General features: G+C 63.7%; 16 protein-coding genes and 2 pseudogenes. 12 read left to right on the top strand and 6 right to left on the bottom strand.

The features are described 5' to 3' along the window. The first annotated feature begins 2 nt into the window (after positions 1-2). From ACZ1HK_RS08740 to ACZ1HK_RS08730, 3 genes are read left to right on the top strand one after another with little or no spacing between them, the layout of a single operon-like run. Positions 3-911, top strand: coding sequence for a LysR family transcriptional regulator (locus tag ACZ1HK_RS08740; protein WP_472628386.1), 909 nt, complete (start codon positions 3-5; stop codon positions 909-911). Continuing rightward, positions 908-1663: a glycerophosphodiester phosphodiesterase gene (locus tag ACZ1HK_RS08735; protein WP_472628385.1), complete on the top strand. Its 756-nt coding sequence runs from the start codon at positions 908-910 to the stop codon at positions 1661-1663. The genes ACZ1HK_RS08740 and ACZ1HK_RS08735 overlap by 4 nt, the downstream gene beginning before the upstream one ends. Positions 1664-1708: 45 nt before the next feature. Next, positions 1709-2503: an inositol monophosphatase family protein gene (locus ACZ1HK_RS08730; RefSeq protein ID WP_472628384.1), complete on the top strand. Its 795-nt coding sequence runs from the start codon at positions 1709-1711 to the stop codon at positions 2501-2503. Between the two features lie 244 nt (positions 2504-2747). Here ACZ1HK_RS08730 and ACZ1HK_RS08725 read toward each other — a convergent pair whose 3' ends face one another. The 4 genes and pseudogenes from ACZ1HK_RS08725 to fsa all read right to left on the bottom strand — a co-directional run bounded on the left by ACZ1HK_RS08725 (position 2748) and on the right by fsa (position 5996). After that, on the bottom strand, positions 2748-3443 hold the full coding sequence (locus tag ACZ1HK_RS08725) for a CDP-alcohol phosphatidyltransferase family protein (protein WP_368476134.1): 696 nt from the start codon (positions 3441-3443) through the stop codon (positions 2748-2750). Positions 3444-3578: 135 nt separating this feature from the next. Beyond that, entirely contained in the window at positions 3579-4502 is a 924-nt protein-coding gene (locus ACZ1HK_RS08720; RefSeq protein WP_472628383.1) for a tyrosine recombinase XerC, read from the bottom strand. Positions 4503-4506: 4 nt separating this feature from the next. Continuing rightward, positions 4507-5235, bottom strand: coding sequence for a DUF484 family protein (locus ACZ1HK_RS08715; RefSeq protein WP_472628382.1), 729 nt, complete (start codon positions 5233-5235; stop codon positions 4507-4509). Between the two features lie 108 nt (positions 5236-5343). Then, positions 5344-5996: pseudogene (gene fsa / locus ACZ1HK_RS08710) on the bottom strand (fructose-6-phosphate aldolase). 89 nt (positions 5997-6085) lie between these two features. On the opposite strand from fsa, the gene ACZ1HK_RS08705 reads away from it, so the two are divergent. The 4 genes and pseudogenes from ACZ1HK_RS08705 to ACZ1HK_RS08690 all read left to right on the top strand — a co-directional run bounded on the left by ACZ1HK_RS08705 (position 6086) and on the right by ACZ1HK_RS08690 (position 11137). Next, entirely contained in the window at positions 6086-8275 is a 2190-nt protein-coding gene (locus ACZ1HK_RS08705; RefSeq protein WP_472628381.1) for a primosomal protein N', read from the top strand. A gap of 63 nt (positions 8276-8338) precedes the next feature. Next, a pseudogene (hisC, locus tag ACZ1HK_RS08700) lies at positions 8339-9423 on the top strand (histidinol-phosphate transaminase). Further along, positions 9420-10352, top strand: coding sequence for a prephenate/arogenate dehydrogenase family protein (locus ACZ1HK_RS08695; RefSeq protein WP_472628380.1), 933 nt, complete (start codon positions 9420-9422; stop codon positions 10350-10352). Before hisC ends, ACZ1HK_RS08695 begins: the two are co-directional and overlap by 4 nt. Beyond that, positions 10349-11137: a hypothetical protein gene (locus ACZ1HK_RS08690; RefSeq protein WP_472628379.1), complete on the top strand. Its 789-nt coding sequence runs from the start codon at positions 10349-10351 to the stop codon at positions 11135-11137. Before ACZ1HK_RS08695 ends, ACZ1HK_RS08690 begins: the two co-directional genes overlap by 4 nt. A gap of 172 nt (positions 11138-11309) precedes the next feature. On the opposite strand, the gene ACZ1HK_RS08685 is transcribed toward ACZ1HK_RS08690, so the two are convergent. After that, positions 11310-11516 carry a hypothetical protein gene (locus tag ACZ1HK_RS08685; RefSeq protein ID WP_472628378.1) on the bottom strand — a complete coding sequence of 69 codons (207 nt, stop codon included), beginning with the start codon at positions 11514-11516 and terminating at the stop codon, positions 11310-11312. Beyond that, positions 11513-12412: a DUF2125 domain-containing protein gene (locus ACZ1HK_RS08680; protein WP_472628377.1), complete on the bottom strand. Its 900-nt coding sequence runs from the start codon at positions 12410-12412 to the stop codon at positions 11513-11515. Before ACZ1HK_RS08680 ends, ACZ1HK_RS08685 begins: the two co-directional genes overlap by 4 nt. 59 nt (positions 12413-12471) lie before the next feature. Here ACZ1HK_RS08680 and ACZ1HK_RS08675 point away from each other — a divergent pair, with 59 nt between their 5' ends. From ACZ1HK_RS08675 to ACZ1HK_RS08655, 5 genes are all read left to right on the top strand, one after another. Next, the gene (locus ACZ1HK_RS08675) at positions 12472-13014 is read left to right on the top strand and encodes a gamma-glutamylcyclotransferase (protein WP_472628376.1); all 543 of its coding nucleotides are present in this window, start codon (positions 12472-12474) and stop codon (positions 13012-13014) included. A 72-nt stretch (positions 13015-13086) separates the two neighbouring features. Beyond that, positions 13087-13392 carry a hypothetical protein gene (locus ACZ1HK_RS08670; protein WP_472628375.1) on the top strand — a complete coding sequence of 102 codons (306 nt, stop codon included), beginning with the start codon at positions 13087-13089 and terminating at the stop codon, positions 13390-13392. Next, positions 13377-14291 (top strand): biopolymer transporter ExbB, encoded by a 915-nt coding sequence (locus ACZ1HK_RS08665; protein WP_472628374.1) that lies wholly within the window; start codon positions 13377-13379, stop codon positions 14289-14291. The genes ACZ1HK_RS08670 and ACZ1HK_RS08665 overlap by 16 nt, the downstream gene beginning before the upstream one ends. Before the next feature lie 2 nt (positions 14292-14293). Continuing rightward, a complete protein-coding gene (locus ACZ1HK_RS08660) occupies positions 14294-14932 on the top strand; it encodes a hypothetical protein (protein WP_472628373.1) in 639 nt (212 codons plus the stop codon). After that, entirely contained in the window at positions 14844-16559 is a 1716-nt protein-coding gene (locus tag ACZ1HK_RS08655) for a peptidoglycan -binding protein (protein WP_472628372.1), read from the top strand. The genes ACZ1HK_RS08660 and ACZ1HK_RS08655 overlap by 89 nt, the downstream gene beginning before the upstream one ends. The last annotated feature ends 3 nt before the right edge of the window (positions 16560-16562 follow it).

Here is a 16562-nt window from a genome sequence, read left to right as displayed (position 1 = left end):
GTATGCATATCGAGTTTCGACATCTGCGCACGATCAAGGCGATCTATGAGGAAGGCGGTTTGGCGAAGGCCGCTGACAGCCTGCACATCACGCAGTCGGCCTTGAGCCATCAGATCAAGGGGCTGGAGGATCAGGCTGGCGTGGAGCTTTTTGTGCGCCGATCCAAGCCGATGCGTCTTTCGGCGGCAGGCATGAAGATGCTGCGCTTGGCGGAGGAGGTGCTGCCGAGGGTTGCGGCATTGGAGGAGGATTTCACTGGACTGCGGGCGGGCAAGGCGGGGCGGTTGCACATCGCGATTGAATGCCATGCCTGCTTTGATTGGCTGTTGCCGGTGCTGGAGGCGTTTCGGAAGACCTGGGCCGATGTGGATGTGGATATCAGGCCGGGGCTTCAATTCGAGGCCTTGCCGGCGCTGATCCGGCAGGATGTGGATCTGGTTGTGTCGAGCGACCCGGAGGATCTGGCGGGCGTGGATTTCACGCCGCTGTTCGACTACGAGCCGGTGTTCGTCTGTGCCGCCGATCATCCGTTGGCGGGCAAGGATTTCGTCGAGGCCAGCGATTTCGCGGATCAGACGCTGATCACCTACCCGGTGGAGCGCGCGCGACTGGATGTGTTCAGCCAACTCTTGCATCCGGCGGGGGTGGAGCCCAAGGCGGTGCGGCAGGTGGAATTGTCTGCGGTGATCTTGCTGCTCGTGGCCTCTGGCCGTGGGGTTGCGGTGCTGCCCGACTGGGTGGTGCGCGATGTGGGTGGATCGCAGAGCATTGTGACCAAGCCCTTGACCGAGGGTGGGGTAACCCGGCGGCTTTATGGCGCGAGCCGTGAGGAGGACACGGCAAAGCCATTCATGAGCCATGTGCTGAAGCTGTGCCGGACCGAGCCGTTGAAATTGCAGAGGCGTGCATGACGCATCCGTTTCTGGATTTCCCCGGCCCTATCGGGTTCGCCCATCGCGGTGGTGCATTGGAGGCGGAGGAGAATACGGCGGAGGCTTTTGCCCGTGCCGTGGACCTGGGGTTCACCCATATCGAGACGGATGTGCATCTGAGCCGCGATGGCGTGGTGGTCGTTCATCATGATGATACGTTTGAGCGTATGTTTGGCGATCCGCGTGCGGTCGCTGATATGGATTGGGCCGAACTTACGCGTTTGCGGACCGCTGGTGGGGCGGCTGTTCCTCGGTTGGATGAGGTGTTGGAGGCGTTTCCGGGGACCTTTTTCAACATCGAGTTGAAGTGTTTGGAGGTGGCCGCGCCATTGGCAGAGGTCATTCGCCGGGCAGACGCTCTGGACCGTGTCTGCGTGGGCGCGTTCGATCCGAAGAACACCGCTGCGATCCTTGGCATGCTGGGGGAGGGCCTATGTTGGTCGCCCGCCCATGCAGGCGTTGCGCGGCTTTGGGTGGCGGGATGGGGGTTGCCGGTCGGGCGGTTGCCGTTTCCGGTGGTGCAGGTGCCGACCGCGTTCAACGGCATTCCTGTGGTCACAAAGCGGGTTCAGCGCGCGGCGGACAGGCGGGGTGTGAAGGTTCAGGTCTGGACGGTCAATGACCGCGCCGAGATGGAGCACCTGTTGGATCTGGGCGTGGACGGGATCATGAGCGACCGGCCCACTGTGTTGAAAGAGGTGTTGCAGGCGCGGGGCGCTTGGCATTCCTGAACGCGGGGACTATACGCGCGGCCTGACTTATCGGAGTGACCGGACATGCAGGGCTCAGCCAACCTCAACGTGATGATCAAGGCCGCGCGCAAGGCGGCGCGGAGCCTGCTGAAGGATTTCCGCGAGGTGGAGCAATTGCAGGTCTCGTCCAAGGGGCCGGGCGACTTTGTGAGCCGCGCGGATCGGGCTGCGGAAGAGATCATCAAAGAAGAGTTGATGGAGGCCCGCCCGAACTACGGCTTCCTCGGCGAAGAGGGCGGTGCGGTTGAGGGCAAGGACCCGACCCGGCGCTGGATCGTGGACCCGCTGGACGGCACCACGAACTACCTGCACGCCATGCCGCATTGGGCGATTTCCATCGCTTTGGAGCACAAGGGTGAGATTGTCTCTGCCGTCGTATACGACCCGTCAAAGGACGAGATGTTCTTTGCCGAAAAGGGCGAAGGGGCCTGGTTGAACGACACCCAGCGCCTGCGCGTGTCGGCCCGCAGCAAGATGTCAGAGGCCGTGTTTGGCGCGGGTCTGCCGCCCGATGGGGGCAAGTACCTGCCTGCCATCCTGCGGGATCTGGGAAAGCTGATGCCGATGTGTTCGGGGATGCGCCGCAATGGGGCGGCTTCGCTTGATCTGTGCTGGGTCGCAGCGGGCCGGTTCGAGGGCTATTGGGAATACAACCTCAAGCCATGGGATATCGCGGCAGGGATCCTGATTGCGCGCGAAGCAGGCGCCTTTGTGGAGCCGATCCGCGAAGAGCAATCCCTGCTGGAAGATGGTCATGTGCTGTGTGGTGCCGAGCCGATCTTCGATGCCTTTGCCAAGGTGATCCGCTCACGCGATTGATCGCGGACGGATTTCTCAAGAAATCCGTGTGGAAAGCGCGCGTTTTCCCCGCCGGTTCCATACCAGCTCTGACGGTTCGACTGGGTGCTGCCGCGGATTTCGCGATGAAATCCATACGGAATGCGCGGCATTCCGCGCTCGCCTGTAGCACTTCGCGTTTGAATTGAATCGCAACCCGCTGCCTCGCGCCGATGGCGCGAACGCGGAACGCGATAAGAGTTCCTCAGATAAAACGCAAAGTGCTTTAGCGGGCGTAGCCGCGATCGTAGATGACCTGCTGTGCGATGCCTGCCACTGCCAGGTAGATCGACGTCACCATCACCACCAACGTCAGCGCGGGATTTGGCGCGAAGTTCGTCCAGGCTGCAAAGGCAATTGCGGCCACCCACAGGATCGCAATCGGCAAGGACAGGAACCGCCAGCGCATCGTGCGGACGGGATGGACGAATTTCAGGTTCAGGAATTGCGCGGCGCACAGGGCAATGACCAGCGCAAGGATGACCCACCAAGGCGGCTCCATCACCAGCATGGCAAGCGCCACCATGTTCCAGCAGCCTGGAAAGCCACGGAAGCTTTTGTCCGCCGTCTTCATCCGCGTGTCTGCAAAATAGAGCGATGAGGCAAAGGGGATCAGCAGAACCACGATCCAGCCAGACCAGCCGGGCATCAGGCCCGAGCCGTAAAGCGCATAGGCGGGGATCATCACGTAAGTCAGGAAGTCGATGATCAGGTCGAGCAGGGCGCCGTCGATGATCGGTGCATTCTCGGTCACGTCGTAGCGCCGCGCCAGCGGGCCGTCCACGCCATCGACGATGAAGGCCACGGTAAGCCAGATCGTCATCATCGCCCAATCCTGCTGTGCAGCCTCGATCAGGGCGAGCATCGCGAGGGAGGCGCCGATGGCCGTAAAGAGATGAACAGAATAAGCTCTAAAACGCATCTTGGCTGGATGCATGGTTGCGGGGGATTTGCAACAGGTGGCGGTCAATTCGGGGTGGTGGGGCGTTTGGGGGGGCGCTGCCCCCGACGCGCGATGCGCGCCTCCCCCGAGGTATTTTCAAAACAAGGAAGGGGCTTAGGCCTTGGGATGGGCGGCGTTGTAGACTTCCATCAGGCGCGCGGTGTCGACTGCGGTGTAGGCCTGTGTCGTCGATAGGGAGGCGTGGCCGAGCAGCTCTTGTATCGCGCGCAAATCGCCGCCCGCGTCCAGCAGGTGCGTCGCAAATGAATGGCGCATCGCATGGGGCGTGGCAGAGGAAGGCAGGCCAAGCTGCATCCGTGTCTGTTCCATCACCTTTGCGACCGCGCGGGGGCCAAGGGGGCCACCGCGTATGGCGCGGAACAGCGGGGTTTCGGCCTCTAGGCGGTGAGGGCAGAGGCGGGCGTATTTTGCTGTGGCCGCCTGGGCTGTGGGCAGAACGGGAACCTCGCGCTCTTTGCCGCCTTTGCCGGTGATCCGCAGGACTTGCGGCAGGGGAAGCGCGTCAGCGGTGAGGCCTAGCGCCTCGGAAATCCGCAGGCCGCAGCCATAGAGCAGGGTGACAACAGCGATGTCGCGGGCCTGCACCCAATCGCGTTCGTCCTGCATGGCGACGCCGTTGATCATGTCTTTTGCGCCCGCTTCTGTCAGTGGACGAGGCAAGCGGCGGGTGTGCTTGGGTGCGCGCATCGACAGAACGGTCGTGGCATCGAACCCATCGCGTTCTGCCCACCATTTGTAGAAGGCTTTCACAGCCGACAGGCGCCGCGCGAGCGAGCGCGGGCCGACATCGCGGGCGCGCTGGTTGGCCATCCAGGCGCGTAAGTCGCGGGTTTGGAGCGAGCGGAGTTCGGCGGGCCCGGGGGCACCACCGAGATGGCCCGACTGAAAGGCGAGGAAATCGGTCACATCGGCCGCATATGCGGTCAGCGTGGCCTCTGCCCGCCCGCGTACGCCGCGCAGGTGGGTGAGCCAGGCTTCCAGCAGGGAACGGACGGCAGGGTTGATCGCCGTCGACATGGCTCTAGTCCAGCCAGCCGCGCATGAGGCGTTCGAAGACGCCCGCGAAGAAGGTCAGCAGGTCGGTGCCCTGGCTGGGGCGGAATTGGTGCGGGTCCTCGGCGCCCATGACCAGAAGGCCGGGCAGGCGCCCCTCGCCCAGATCGAGTGTCAGGCAGGCCTCCGAATGGATCCAGCGGCTGGCTTCCCCAAAGATTTTGGAGGCATCGCCGCCGACCTGGCGCAGGGTAACCTGCCTGTGGGGGACATCGCGGCCCGCTGTCACGTAATCCTTCACGAACCCGGGCGCGACGACAGTCAAAACATCTTCAAGTTTCTGGACCTTGGGGGCCTCGGTCTCGGTCGCTTCGGCGCTTTCCAGCACGAGGCGCACGCGGTCCACGCGCAGGATGCCCGCGACATCGGTGCCGAGCATGGTCAGGAACTCGGTGAATTCCTTGGCATCCAGCAGGCGTGTGATCGACCGGTGCACCTGATTGGTGCCGGCGAGATTCTCATACGCTGCGGCAATGACGGAACGATGGGTGTCTTCCAGCCGGTCGAGGCGGTTTTGCAGGCGTTCCATCGCAATCCCGCGCATATCGACGATATTGCCGCCCATCTGGCGGTCATTTGCGGCGATCAGCGCGCGCATCAGGTCGCGATCCTCAAGGATCAATTCCGGATCGGCCAGGGCGCGATCGCGCCAATCTTCATTGGGAAAGAGCGGGGCGTCTGCCTCGGGTGTGCTCATTACAACTGCCTCAAGTCTTCTTGTTCGTTGAGGGCGGCATAACATGGCGGAGGCAAAACGGGCCAGAATTTTTCACTCTGGCCCGAGAATTAGCGGTCGGTGTGACCCTTAGACGATGCTTTGCCCGGTCTTGGCCCAATCTGCCATGAAGGCATCAAGGCCCTTGTCGGTCAGCACGTGGTTGGCCATGGCTTTGATGACATTCGGCGGCGCGGTTGCGACATCTGCGCCGATCAACGCGGCCTCTTTCATGTGGTTGGCCGAACGGATCGAGGCTGTGAGGATTTCTGTGGAGAAATCATAGTTATCGTAAATCTGGCGGATCTCAGCGATCAGATCCATGCCGTCGATGTTGATATCGTCCAAGCGACCGACGAAGGGGAGATGAACGTCGCACCCGCCTTGGCCGCCAGCAGCGCCTGGTTGGCCGAAAAGCAAAGCGTGACGTTCACCATGCGCCCTTCGCCCGACAGAACCTTGCAGGCCTGAAGCCCGGCCCAGGTCAGTGGCACCTTGATGGTGATGTTGTCGGCGATCTTTGCCAGCTCGCGGCCCTCGGCGATCATGCCGTCTGCGTCCAGCGCGACTGTCTCGGCTGAAACGGGGCCGGGGACCATGGCACAGATCTCAGCCGTGACTTCCTTGATGTCGCGGCCCGACTTCATGATCAGCGAAGGGTTCGTTGTTACACCGTCGACCATCCCCAGCTCGTGCAGTTCACGGATCGCATCGACGTCGGCTGTATCCACAAAGAATTTCATTTGGCCGGTTCCTTTCGGGGATTGGGTATGATCGTTTGGGGCACCCTATATCCTGCGTTAGCGCTAACAGGAAGCCCTTAACACATACGATGGACGAGCATTTTGACGAAGGTGATCTGGTGGGGGTTCTGACGGCAGAGCCCCTGGATCGCGTGCTCGATTACAAAGCGCCCGCGGGCGGCTGTTGGCTGGGGGCGTTCGTGGAGGTGCCTCTGGGGCCGCGCAAGGTCCTGGGCGTGGTTTGGGGCAAGGGACGCGGCGATTGGGACATTGCCAAGGTGCGGTCCGTGAACCGCGTGCTGGACGTGGCCCCGATGCGGGCCGAGATGCGGGAGTTTCTGGAAAAGGCAGGAGCCTACACCCTGACGCCGATGAGCATCATGTTGCGTCTGGCGACCCGCGCGCCGGGGATGAGTGACCCGCCGTCGATGCGCAAGGTCTACCGCTTGGGTCAGGGCGCGCCGGATCGCGTCACGCCCGCGCGGCAAAGGGTCATTGATACGCTCGTAGAATATGGTGGCCTTGGTTTCACGCTGAAGGAGCTCAGCGAATTGGCGGGGGTCACGTCATCGGTTGTGAAAGGCCTCGCCAAACAAGGCGTGGTGGAAGAGGCCGACACGCCGCGCGATGCGCCTTATCTGCCGCTTGATCCGGGCTTGCCGGGCAAAGAACTGACCGAAGATCAGGCGCAGGCGGCGGAGCAGCTGCGCGACGGTCTGAAGGCGCGCCGGTATGGCACGGTGTTGCTGAAGGGCGTCACAGGATCCGGCAAGACGGAAGTCTATCTGGAAGCGGTGGCGGAATGTCTGCGGCAGGGGCGGCAGGCGCTGGTCCTTTTGCCCGAAATCGCGCTGACTTCTGAATTCCTGACGCGGGTGAAGGCGCGGTTCGGGGCGGAACCGGCCGAATGGCATTCCGGCGTGACGATGACCGAACGCCGCCGGTGCTGGCGGATGGTGGGGCAGGGTGAGGCGCAGCTGGTGGTTGGCGCGCGGTCCGCTTTGTTTCTGCCCTACCGGGACCTTGGGTTGATCGTTGTCGATGAGGAACATGACACCTCCTACAAGCAGGATGAGGGGGCAAGCTACAATGCCCGCGATATGACCGTGCTGCGCGCCTCGCTGAACGATGCGCAGGTTGTGCTGGCCTCGGCCACGCCATCGCTGGAGACCTGGGCCAATGCGCAAGCCGGGAAGTACACGCGGCTGGACCTGACCAGCCGGTTTGGCCCCCAAGACCTACCGGACATGTCGGCGATCGACATGCGGTTGGAGGATTTGCCGGGATCGTCGTGGATTTCGCCAACGCTGGCCTCAGCCGTTGGGCAACGGTTGAGGGAGGGCGAACAATCGCTGCTGTTCCTGAACCGCCGCGGCTTTGCGCCCGTCACGCTCTGCCGGGCCTGCGGCGAGATGGTGGGGTGTGATCATTGCGACGCACGCATGGTCGAGCATCGCTTTCAGAAGCGCCTGATCTGCCACCAATGCGGCGAGACGAAGCCTGTGCCGCTGGCTTGCCCGTCTTGCGAGGTGGAGGGCAAAATGGCCGCCGTTGGCCCGGGGGTGGAGCGGATTGCCGAAGAAGCGGCGGCGTTGTTCCCGGATGCGAAGATGGCGATCCTGTCGTCGGACCTGTTTGGCTCCGCGCGCGCCCTGAAGGCGCAGATCGAGGAGTTGGCGAATGGCGACACGGACCTGATCATCGGCACGCAGCTGGTGGCCAAGGGACACAATTTCCCGCGTTTGACGCTGGTGGGTGTGGTGGACGCGGACCTTGGCTTACAGGGCTCCGACCTGCGCGCGGCGGAACGTACCTTTCAGTTGATGCGGCAGGTGGCGGGGCGTGCGGGCCGGGCCGAAAAGCCGGGTCAGGCTTTGCTACAGACCTTCCAACCGGATCATCCCGTGATCCGCGCGATCTTGTCCGGGGATGAGGAAGGGTTCTGGCGGACGGAAGCGGCGGAGCGGGAAGCGGCCGGCATGCCGCCTTACGGCCGTCTGGCGGGGATCATCATCTCCTCAACCGAGGCGGCAGCGGCCTTTGATCTGGGCACGCATCTGGCGCGCAACGACGGGCCGATCCGTGACGCGGGCGGCATCGTCTATGGACCGGCCCCCGCCCCAATTTCGCGTGTGCGCGGGCGGCATCGGGTGCGGCTATTGGTCAAGGCGCCCAAGGGCGTGGCGCTGCAGCCTGCGATAAGTCGCTGGATTCATGGGCTGAAACTGCCGGGGCATATGCGGTTGGCGGTGGATATCGACCCGCAGAACTTCTTCTGAAAACCTGTTCCCCCGCACGCGCCTGCGCGCTAGAACCCTGCGGAACTGTAAACAGGATCTGAGATGACCGCCCCCATTCGCCCGCAACCCGGTATCCTCGACATCGCGCTCTATCAGGGTGGGGCGTCGAAGATCGAAGGCCACGATGCGCCGCTGAAGCTGAGCTCGAACGAGAATCCGTTCGGGCCTTCGCCTGCTGCGGTGGAGGCGATGGGCAAGGTCCTGACGGACAGCCACCGATACCCGCCGACGGATCACGGCCCGCTCCGCGCGGCGATTGCCGAGGTGTACGGGCTGGACGCGGATCGCGTGATCTGCGGGGTCGGATCGGATGAGGTGATCCACTTCCTGTGCCAGGCCTATGCGGGGCCTCAAACGCAGGTGCTTTATACCGAGCATGGGTTCGGGATGTATCGGATCAGCGCCTTGGCGGCGGGGGCAACCCCGTGCAGGTGCCCGAGGCTGAGCGGCGCGTGGATGTGGACGCGTTGATTGGCGGTCTGACCGAGCAGACGCGGCTGATCTTCCTCGCCAATCCGGCGAACCCCACGGCCACGATGCTGGAAAGCGGTGATCTGCATCGTCTGGCCGACGCTCTGCCGGATCAGTGCCTTCTGGTCCTGGACGGTGCTTATGCCGAATTTGCAGAAGGCTATGACGGCGGCAAAGCCCTTGTGGATAACCGCGACAACGTGGTGATGACGCGCACCTTTTCAAAGGCGTACGGCTTGGGCGGCCTGCGGGTTGGCTATGGTTATGGGCCGCAGCATGTGATCGACACGCTTAACCGCATTCGTGGGCCGTTCAATCTGTCCGGCGTGGCCCTTGCCGGAGCCGAGGCAGCCGTGAAGGACCGCGATTGGGTGGCCGACTGTATCCGCGTAAATGAGGAAGAACGGGCGCGCCTGACGGGCGGATTGCGCCAGCTTGGCATTGCCTGCGACGACAGCTTCGCGAATTTCGTGCTGGCGCGCTTCGCGGATGAGGCAGAGGCTGACGCGGCCGATGCGCATCTGAAGGCGGCTGGCATTATCGTGCGAGCACCGAAGAGTTACGGCCTACCCCATTGCCTGCGCATTACCGTTGGCCGACCCGAAGACAATACCCGTGTGCTGGACGCGTTGGCGTCGTTCAAGGGGGCGGAATGAGCGTTATTTACCAACGCGTTGCCCTGATCGGCCTTGGCTTGATCGCAGGCTCGATGGCCCATGCGATGCGCCGGCAGGGGCTGGCGGGTGAGATCGTGGGGACCGCGCGGTCGGCTGAAACCCGGGAAACCGCGCGAGACATCGGGCTGTGCGACCGGGTCGTGGACACCGCGGCTGAGGCGGTGGCAGATGCAGACCTTGTGGTGCTCTGTGTACCGGTTGGCGCGATGTCTGCTGTGGCCGCCGATGTCGCGCCGCATCTGGCGGACGGGGCGACTGTCACGGATGTGGGCTCGGTCAAGCGCGAGGTGATCGAGGCGATCGGCCCGCATCTGCCGGACCATGTGCATTTCGTGCCGGGCCACCCATTGGCGGGGACCGAGCATTCTGGACCAACCTCCGGCTTTGCCGAGCTTTTTGACAATCGTTACACGTTGTTGACCCCGGTTGACGGTACTGATCCAGCAGCAACGGCGCGGTTGAAAAGCCTGTGGGAAGGCTGTGGAGCGTTGGTGGAGGAAATGGACGCGGATCACCATGATCTTGTCTTGGCCGTGACCTCGCACACTCCGCACTTGATTGCCTACACGATGGTCGGCGTGGCCGACGACTTGCGGCGTGTGACCGACAGTGAGGTCATCAAATATTCTGCTGCCGGGTTCCGCGACTTCACGCGAATTGCGGCCAGTGATCCGACGATGTGGCGCGACGTGTTCTTGTCAAACAAAGAGGCGACGCTGGAAATCCTTGGCCGTTTCACGGAGGAGCTTTTTGCCTTGCAACGGGCCATCCGCACCGGTGATGGGGATCATCTGCACGATTATTTCACCCGCACGCGGGCGATCCGCCGTGGTATCATCGAGGCGGGGCAAGATACCGACGCGCCGAATTTCGGGCGTTCTACGGCAAGAAAGGACAGTGGCGCATGAGGATACGCGCGGGTCTGTTGGCGATTGCATTGGCCGTGCCTGCCTTGGCGGTGGCACAACAAGCTGAGGTGCGGGTGATCACGGCCACGGACCTTGCGCCGGGGGCGTCTTTGCGTCCTCCGGCTCGTCCGGGTGGAACACCTGTGCCCTCCGCCGGATCCGCCGCTGATGCAGGCGTCGCAGCGGCCGCCGCCGCGCAACCGCAAGCCCCCAATCGTCGGCCCGGTATCCTGGGCGGTCTGTTCCGTCCGCGCCAGAATGGCGGCGGTCTTGGCGCGGTCAACGCAGCCCCCACCGTCGTTGCGGGCGGCGGCACGGCCCTTGCAGTGGCGAGTTCCCTGCGGCCCACACTGCGCCCCGATGGGTTGGAAAGCCGGGTGCGGGCGGCTGCAACGCGCAACACGCCAAGCAGTGTGACGCGACCGGGCCAAAGCTCTGGCCAGCTTTGTGGTGTTGTCGGCCTGCAAGGCGACGTGATCGAACCTGTGACGGGCCGGATCAGCGGATGCGGTATCCAGAATGCGGTGCGCCTGCGGGTGGTCCATGGGGTTCAACTGACCACGCCTGCGACCATCAATTGCACGACCGCACAGGCCGATCAGCCAATGGGTGTCTGGATGCCGACGATATCATCGGGAATACCGGCGGTGGCATGTCCAATTTGCGCGTTCTGGCCTCCTACGCGTGCCGGACCCGCAATTCGCAACCGGGCGCGCGGTCTGTCGGAGCATTCGACCGGAAATGCCATTGATATTGGCGGGATCGGCCTTGCAAAACGGGTCTGAGTTGAGCGTGCTGAGCGATTGGCGCAGCGGCAATTCGCGGCACCATGCGCAGCTTGCACGAGGCCGCCTGTGGCACCTTCGGCACCGTGCCTGGGCCCGGACGGCGGACCGGTTCCATCAGGATCAATTTCCACTTCGACGTGGCGTCCTACCGGTCTGGGTCCTATTGCCGCTAGAGCCCTTTGCGTTTGATTTTACGCGCAACCCGCTGCCGCGCGCCGATGGCGCGAACGCGGAACGCGAAAAGAGTGCCTTGGATAAACGCAAGTGCCTTAACGGATGCGCAGCGACGGCGCCGGGCCAGGGGCAACGGCCCGATGAAGACGCGCCCATTCGAGAAGTTGAGCGTTGCGTCGATATTCTCGGCGCTGCCGTTCATGCCCGCCAGAACCTCCAAGCATGGCTTCCGCCGTCGGGCGAATGCGCTCGGGCAGAACGCCCCGCATTTTCGGCAAGCTCGACCATGGCGCGCCAGTTTTCGGCCCGCACGCGAAGCTCCCCTTCCGGCACGCCACCCTCGGTCACATCCAAGGTGCCCGTCGCACGGAACAGCATGTCGCCCCAACGGGCGGTGATATCCTCAATCTCAAGCTCCGTGGGCTGCGGACGGGCGATTTCCAGCGCCGCCATGTCCCATGGCGCGTCAAAACGGGCACGGGTGACAGATGACAGATGGCTGATCCGTTCGGGGAGGACACCCGCCGGGTCGAGGCGTGCGCGGATGGCCTCCGGCGGGTTGAGGTCGGAGGCGTTCACATGGATGTCGTACCGGCTGTCCTCGCCTTCCATCCGGTCGAGCGTCACCAACCCACGGTCCAGATCAAGCGACCAACCGAGGGTTGAGACCACATTCAAGGCGTCCAGTTGAGCCCTTAGCCCATCGAGCGCGAAGTTGGCGGTTGGTTGCACGTCAAGCGAGGCGAACATCGCGCCGCTGTCCAAAGTCAGCCGCTCCTGCGGCGTGGCGATGGTCTGCGTTTCCGGGAAATAGGCGGTAATGCGGTCAAGGCGGAAAACCTCCTGCTCTAGGCGAAAACGTGGGGTCGACCAGGCAAGGCCGGTGTCGGGGTCGGCCAGTTGGATGTCTGTGAAGTCGGTCTCGAAATCCAGCGGGAAACCTTCGACCGACACATCGGCGACATTGACCACCCAGCCCTCGATTTGCCGATCATCCAGCCAGCGTGTGGCCGCCGTCTGCATCGTCATGGCCGCCACGGCCCATGCAATGCTGCCCAACACCGCCAGAATGACAATCAGGATCAAAAGCCGTTTCATACCACTCCCCTTCCGGCGTTCTATCGCCTATAGCGGCGGGGCACGACAAGGACCAGTTCATGACAGCACCGCTTTGGGTTTTCGGCTACGGCTCGCTTCTCTGGAATCCAGGATTCCCGGTGGCCGAGACGCGTATTGCGCGGCTGCATGGCTGGCACCGGTCGTTTTGCATGACCTCGATCCACCACCGCGGAACGGAGGCTGATCCGGGCCTTGTCCTGGCGCTGGATGAGGCGCCATCGGCCTTTTGCGACGGCCTTGCCTTGCGGGCCGAAGCCGGGACGGAAGAGGCGACCTTAGCTTACCTGCGCGAGCGGGAGTTGATATCCTCGGCCTATATCGAGACCCGCCAGGAGGTGGAGTTTCGCGACGGCGCGCGGCAGCAAGATGTGCTGGCCTATGTGATCGACCGGAGCCACGTGCAGTATTGCCAGCACCCGCTGGATGTTCAGGCCCGCATCATTGCGGGCGCCCATGGCGGGCGCGGGCCGAACGATGAATACCTCTACAATACCGCTGCGCATCTGGCAGACCTCGGCATCGGCGACGAGGACCTCGACAGCCTTGTCGCACAGGTGCGTGCGATCAACGGTGGCCCTTAAGGCTTTTGTTGGCGAAAGGGTCCGGCCCGTGTAAGGTCGCGCCAGAGACGACCAAAGAGCGATTGAAACGCCATGGCGAGCAGCAGAGAGGGCGCAGGCGCGCTCCGCTTTACACGACCGACGCAGCAGATTGTGCTGATGGTGATCATCCTTGCGTTGGTCATCGCAGGCGGCGTGTTGGTTTGGCCCCGCGTGCAGCCGGTTTTTCTGTCGGCGCCCTTCCTGAACGGCACTATCGGTGTCGTGTTCATCGTGGGCGTCTTTGCGACATTCTTCCAAGTGATCCAGCTGTTCTCCTCCGTTGCGTGGATCGAGCAATTGGCCGGTGGCGGGAACGCCAGCGACGAAGACAAGCCCCCCGTTTGCTGGCAGCCATGACAGGCGTGTCGCGCATGCGCGGCAACCGGATGCAGGTGACACCCGCTTCCGCCAAGTCGGTGCTGGATTCGGTCGGTGCGCGGATGGAAGAAAGCCGCGACATCACGCGGTATATCGCCAACCTTCTGATTTTCCTTGGTCTTCTTGGCACGTTCTTTGGCCTCGCCACCACAGTTCCGGCGGTGGTTGAGACGATCCGTTCCCTCCAACCCACCGAGGGGGAGGAGGGGCTTGCGGTCTTCGGGCGGCTCATGGACGGCCTCGATGATCAATTGGGCGGCATGGGCACGGCCTTTGCGTCGTCCCTTCTGGGCCTCGCAGGCTCTCTGATCGTGGGTCTGTTGGAGCTATACGCGGGCCACGGGCAGAACCGGTTTTACCGCGAGTTGGAGGAATGGCTGGCCTCCATCACGCGCGTGTCGTTCTCGTCCGGCGAAGGCGACGGGGCCATCGACAAGGCGGCGATTGCCACGGTTCTCGACCACATGGTCGACCAGATGGACACGCTGCAATCCCTGTTCGCGCAATCCGAGACGCGGCGCGCTGCCACCGAACAACGCTTGTTGAACCTGTCGCAATCGGTCGAAGGGCTGACCGAAAAGCTGGGGCCGGGTCAGGTGGCTGTCACGGAACGCTTGGCAACGGCACAGGACCGCTTGGCGGCGGCCTTGGACGGGTTGGCCGCCGAAAACGGGCTGGACGACGAAAGCCGGAACCGGTTGCGGTCGATCGACGTGCAATTGTTCAAGCTGGCCGAGGAAATGGGCGCGACCCGCGATGCGGAGGTCTCAGGCCTGCGCGGCGACATCGCGCAGCTGACTGAGGCGCTTCAGGCCCTGACCCAAGCCGCGCGCGCACCGGCCGAGGCCCGCGCGCGCCGTCAGGCACAGGGCGAGTAGCGATGGCCTTTCACCGCGGCGCACGCCAAGGCATGTCGGGCACCATCTGGCCCGGCTTTGTCGACGCGATCACCGCGCTTTTGATGGTGATGATCTTCGTCCTGTCGATCTTCATGGTCATGCAATTTGTCCTGTCCGAAGAGATCAGCACGCAGGATGACGAGCTGAATTCGCTGACCGCGCAGGTCAACCAACTGGCCGAGGCGCTGGGGTTGGAAGAGGCGCGATCCGGTGATCTGGAAAACCGGGTGGCGACGCTGACGGGTTCCCTTTCCGTGGCAGAAGAACAGGCGGCGGCGCAGGAGGCGTTGATCGCATCGCTCACCGCAGAAAGCGCCGAACGCGCCGCACGGATAGTGGCCTTTGAGGAGCAGGTCGCCGGCCTGCTTGCGCAGAACAGCGAGTTGGCGGCTGGCCTTGCCGCCACGGAAGGCGAGTTGGCCGAGGCGATGTCGGAGGCGGAGGCGCTGAACCTCGCGCTGGCCACGGCACGGTCCGAGATTGACGCGACGGCTGAGGCGGCGCGTCTGGCGGCAGCGCGGCGCGAGGCGCTTGGAAGCCCTGATTGCAGACATGGAAGCGCAGGCGGAGGAGCGGGACGGCTCGCTGACCGATGCCCTGCGCGCATTGGCGGCGGCTGAGACGCGCAATGCACAGCTTGCCGGTGCACTTCTGGAGCGGGACAGTTCCCTCTCAGATGCGTTGGCGGCCCTTGCAACGGGTGATGAGCGGGCGGACGAGTTGCTGGCGGAGTTGCAAAGCGTTCAGGAGGACCTATCCGCCGAAGAAGCCGCGCGATTGGCAGAGCTGGCGGCAGCCGAGGCCTTGCGCCAGCGGTTAGGGGAGGTCGAAGCCGCCCTGTCCGAGGAAGAGGCCGCGCGGTTGGCCGAAGCCGCCGCAGCGGCGGCGTTACAGGCGCAACTTGAGGCATCGAATGCGGCCCTGTCTGAAGAGGAGGCCGCACGTTTGGCTGAGGCTGCGGCTGCCGAAGCCCTGCGTCGGCGGTTGGAGGATGCGGATGCGGAACTGACCGCGATGTCGCTGGCTTTGGAAGAGCAGCGTCAGCGCGCCGAGGATACGTTGACCTTGCTGGCTGCGGCGGAGGCCGCGCGGGACGATCTTGCCACCCGTTTGGCCGGCGCGCTGGCGCGGGCCGATGAGGGGCAGGGCGAGGCTGCGACTCTGGCTGATGCCCTGGCAGCGGCGGAGTTGGAATTGGGCCGGGTGGAAACGGCGCTGGCGGCGCAATCCAGCGATATGTCGGATTTGGAGACGCAACTGGCGCTGGCCCTGTCGCGGTTGGAAAGCACGGAGGCTAGCACAGCGGCCCGTTTGGCAGAATTGGAGGCGCGTATTGCCGAAGCCGAGGCGCAGGTGAGCACGGCCACCGCGGAGGCCGCTGATGCGACCGGGGAGCTTTCGACGCTCGAGGCGCAATTGGCGGCGGCGCTGGCTGCGCGGCAGTCCACGGACGCGGAATTGGCAGAGGCGCTGAGCGAGGCTGAGGTGCGCGAGGCGTTGCTGGCACAGGCCAATCGGGAGCTTGAGGCCGCCGAAAGCGCCTCAGCCGAAAGCGCGCGGCAGGTGGCGTTGCTGAATGAGCAAGTGGCGGCCTTGCGGGCACAATTGGGATCGCTGGAGGCGCTTTTGGATGTGGCAGACGAGCGCGACTCAGAGGCTCAGGTTCAGATCAGCGCGCTGGGATCGCGACTGAACACGGCCCTGGCGCAACTGGCGGCGGAAGAGCGGGCAAATGCGGCGCTCGAGGCGGCGGAGGCCGAACGGCTGGCCGCCGAGGCGCAGGAATTGGAACGCTATCGGTCTGAATTCTTTGGACGTTTGCGTGAATTGCTGGAGGGCCGCGAAGGGGTGCGCATCGAAGGCGACCGGTTCGTGTTCTCGTCGGAAGTGCTGTTTGAAGTGGGATCTGCGGACCTTGCGAATGAGGGTTTGGCGCAGATCCAGCGGGTCGCCGATTTGCTGCTGGAAGTGGCCGATGAGATTCCGTCGGAGATTGACTGGATCATTCGCGTGGATGGGCATACCGACGATCAGCAACTGCGTGAGGGTGCGGAGTTCGCGAACAATTGGGAATTGAGCCAGGCGCGGGCCTTGTCGGTTGTCCTCTATATGTCTGAAGAACTTGGGATTCCTCCGTCGCGGCTGGCGGCGACGGGGTTTGGAGAACATCGCCCGATTGCCTCGAATGGAACGGCTGAGGGGCAGGCGGCGAACCGGCGGATCGAGTTGAAGCTGACCGAGCGGTAATTC

The organism is Gymnodinialimonas sp. JB5-7 (genome assembly GCF_055693405.1).
The sequence above is the reverse complement of the archived record's forward strand: the minus strand, read 5'-3'. Positions and strand labels throughout refer to the sequence as shown.

Coding starts and splice junctions, on each gene's coding strand:
- ACZ1HK_RS08690 (WP_472628379.1), top strand. CDS start 10,349: ATGAGGATACGCGCGGGTCTGTTGGCGATTGCATTGGCCGTGCCTGCC.
- ACZ1HK_RS08740 (WP_472628386.1), top strand. CDS start 3: ATGCATATCGAGTTTCGACATCTGCGCACGATCAAGGCGATCTATGAG.
- ACZ1HK_RS08675 (WP_472628376.1), top strand. CDS start 12,472: ATGACAGCACCGCTTTGGGTTTTCGGCTACGGCTCGCTTCTCTGGAAT.
- ACZ1HK_RS08715 (WP_472628382.1), bottom strand. CDS start 5,235: ATGAGCACACCCGAGGCAGACGCCCCGCTCTTTCCCAATGAAGATTGG.
- ACZ1HK_RS08660 (WP_472628373.1), top strand. CDS start 14,294: ATGGCCTTTCACCGCGGCGCACGCCAAGGCATGTCGGGCACCATCTGG.
- ACZ1HK_RS08685 (WP_472628378.1), bottom strand. CDS start 11,516: ATGAACGGCAGCGCCGAGAATATCGACGCAACGCTCAACTTCTCGAAT.
- ACZ1HK_RS08725 (WP_368476134.1), bottom strand. CDS start 3,443: ATGCGTTTTAGAGCTTATTCTGTTCATCTCTTTACGGCCATCGGCGCC.
- ACZ1HK_RS08730 (WP_472628384.1), top strand. CDS start 1,709: ATGCAGGGCTCAGCCAACCTCAACGTGATGATCAAGGCCGCGCGCAAG.
- ACZ1HK_RS08735 (WP_472628385.1), top strand. CDS start 908: ATGACGCATCCGTTTCTGGATTTCCCCGGCCCTATCGGGTTCGCCCAT.
- ACZ1HK_RS08695 (WP_472628380.1), top strand. CDS start 9,420: ATGAGCGTTATTTACCAACGCGTTGCCCTGATCGGCCTTGGCTTGATC.
- ACZ1HK_RS08720 (WP_472628383.1), bottom strand. CDS start 4,502: ATGTCGACGGCGATCAACCCTGCCGTCCGTTCCCTGCTGGAAGCCTGG.
- ACZ1HK_RS08670 (WP_472628375.1), top strand. CDS start 13,087: ATGGCGAGCAGCAGAGAGGGCGCAGGCGCGCTCCGCTTTACACGACCG.
- ACZ1HK_RS08705 (WP_472628381.1), top strand. CDS start 6,086: ATGGACGAGCATTTTGACGAAGGTGATCTGGTGGGGGTTCTGACGGCA.
- ACZ1HK_RS08680 (WP_472628377.1), bottom strand. CDS start 12,412: ATGAAACGGCTTTTGATCCTGATTGTCATTCTGGCGGTGTTGGGCAGC.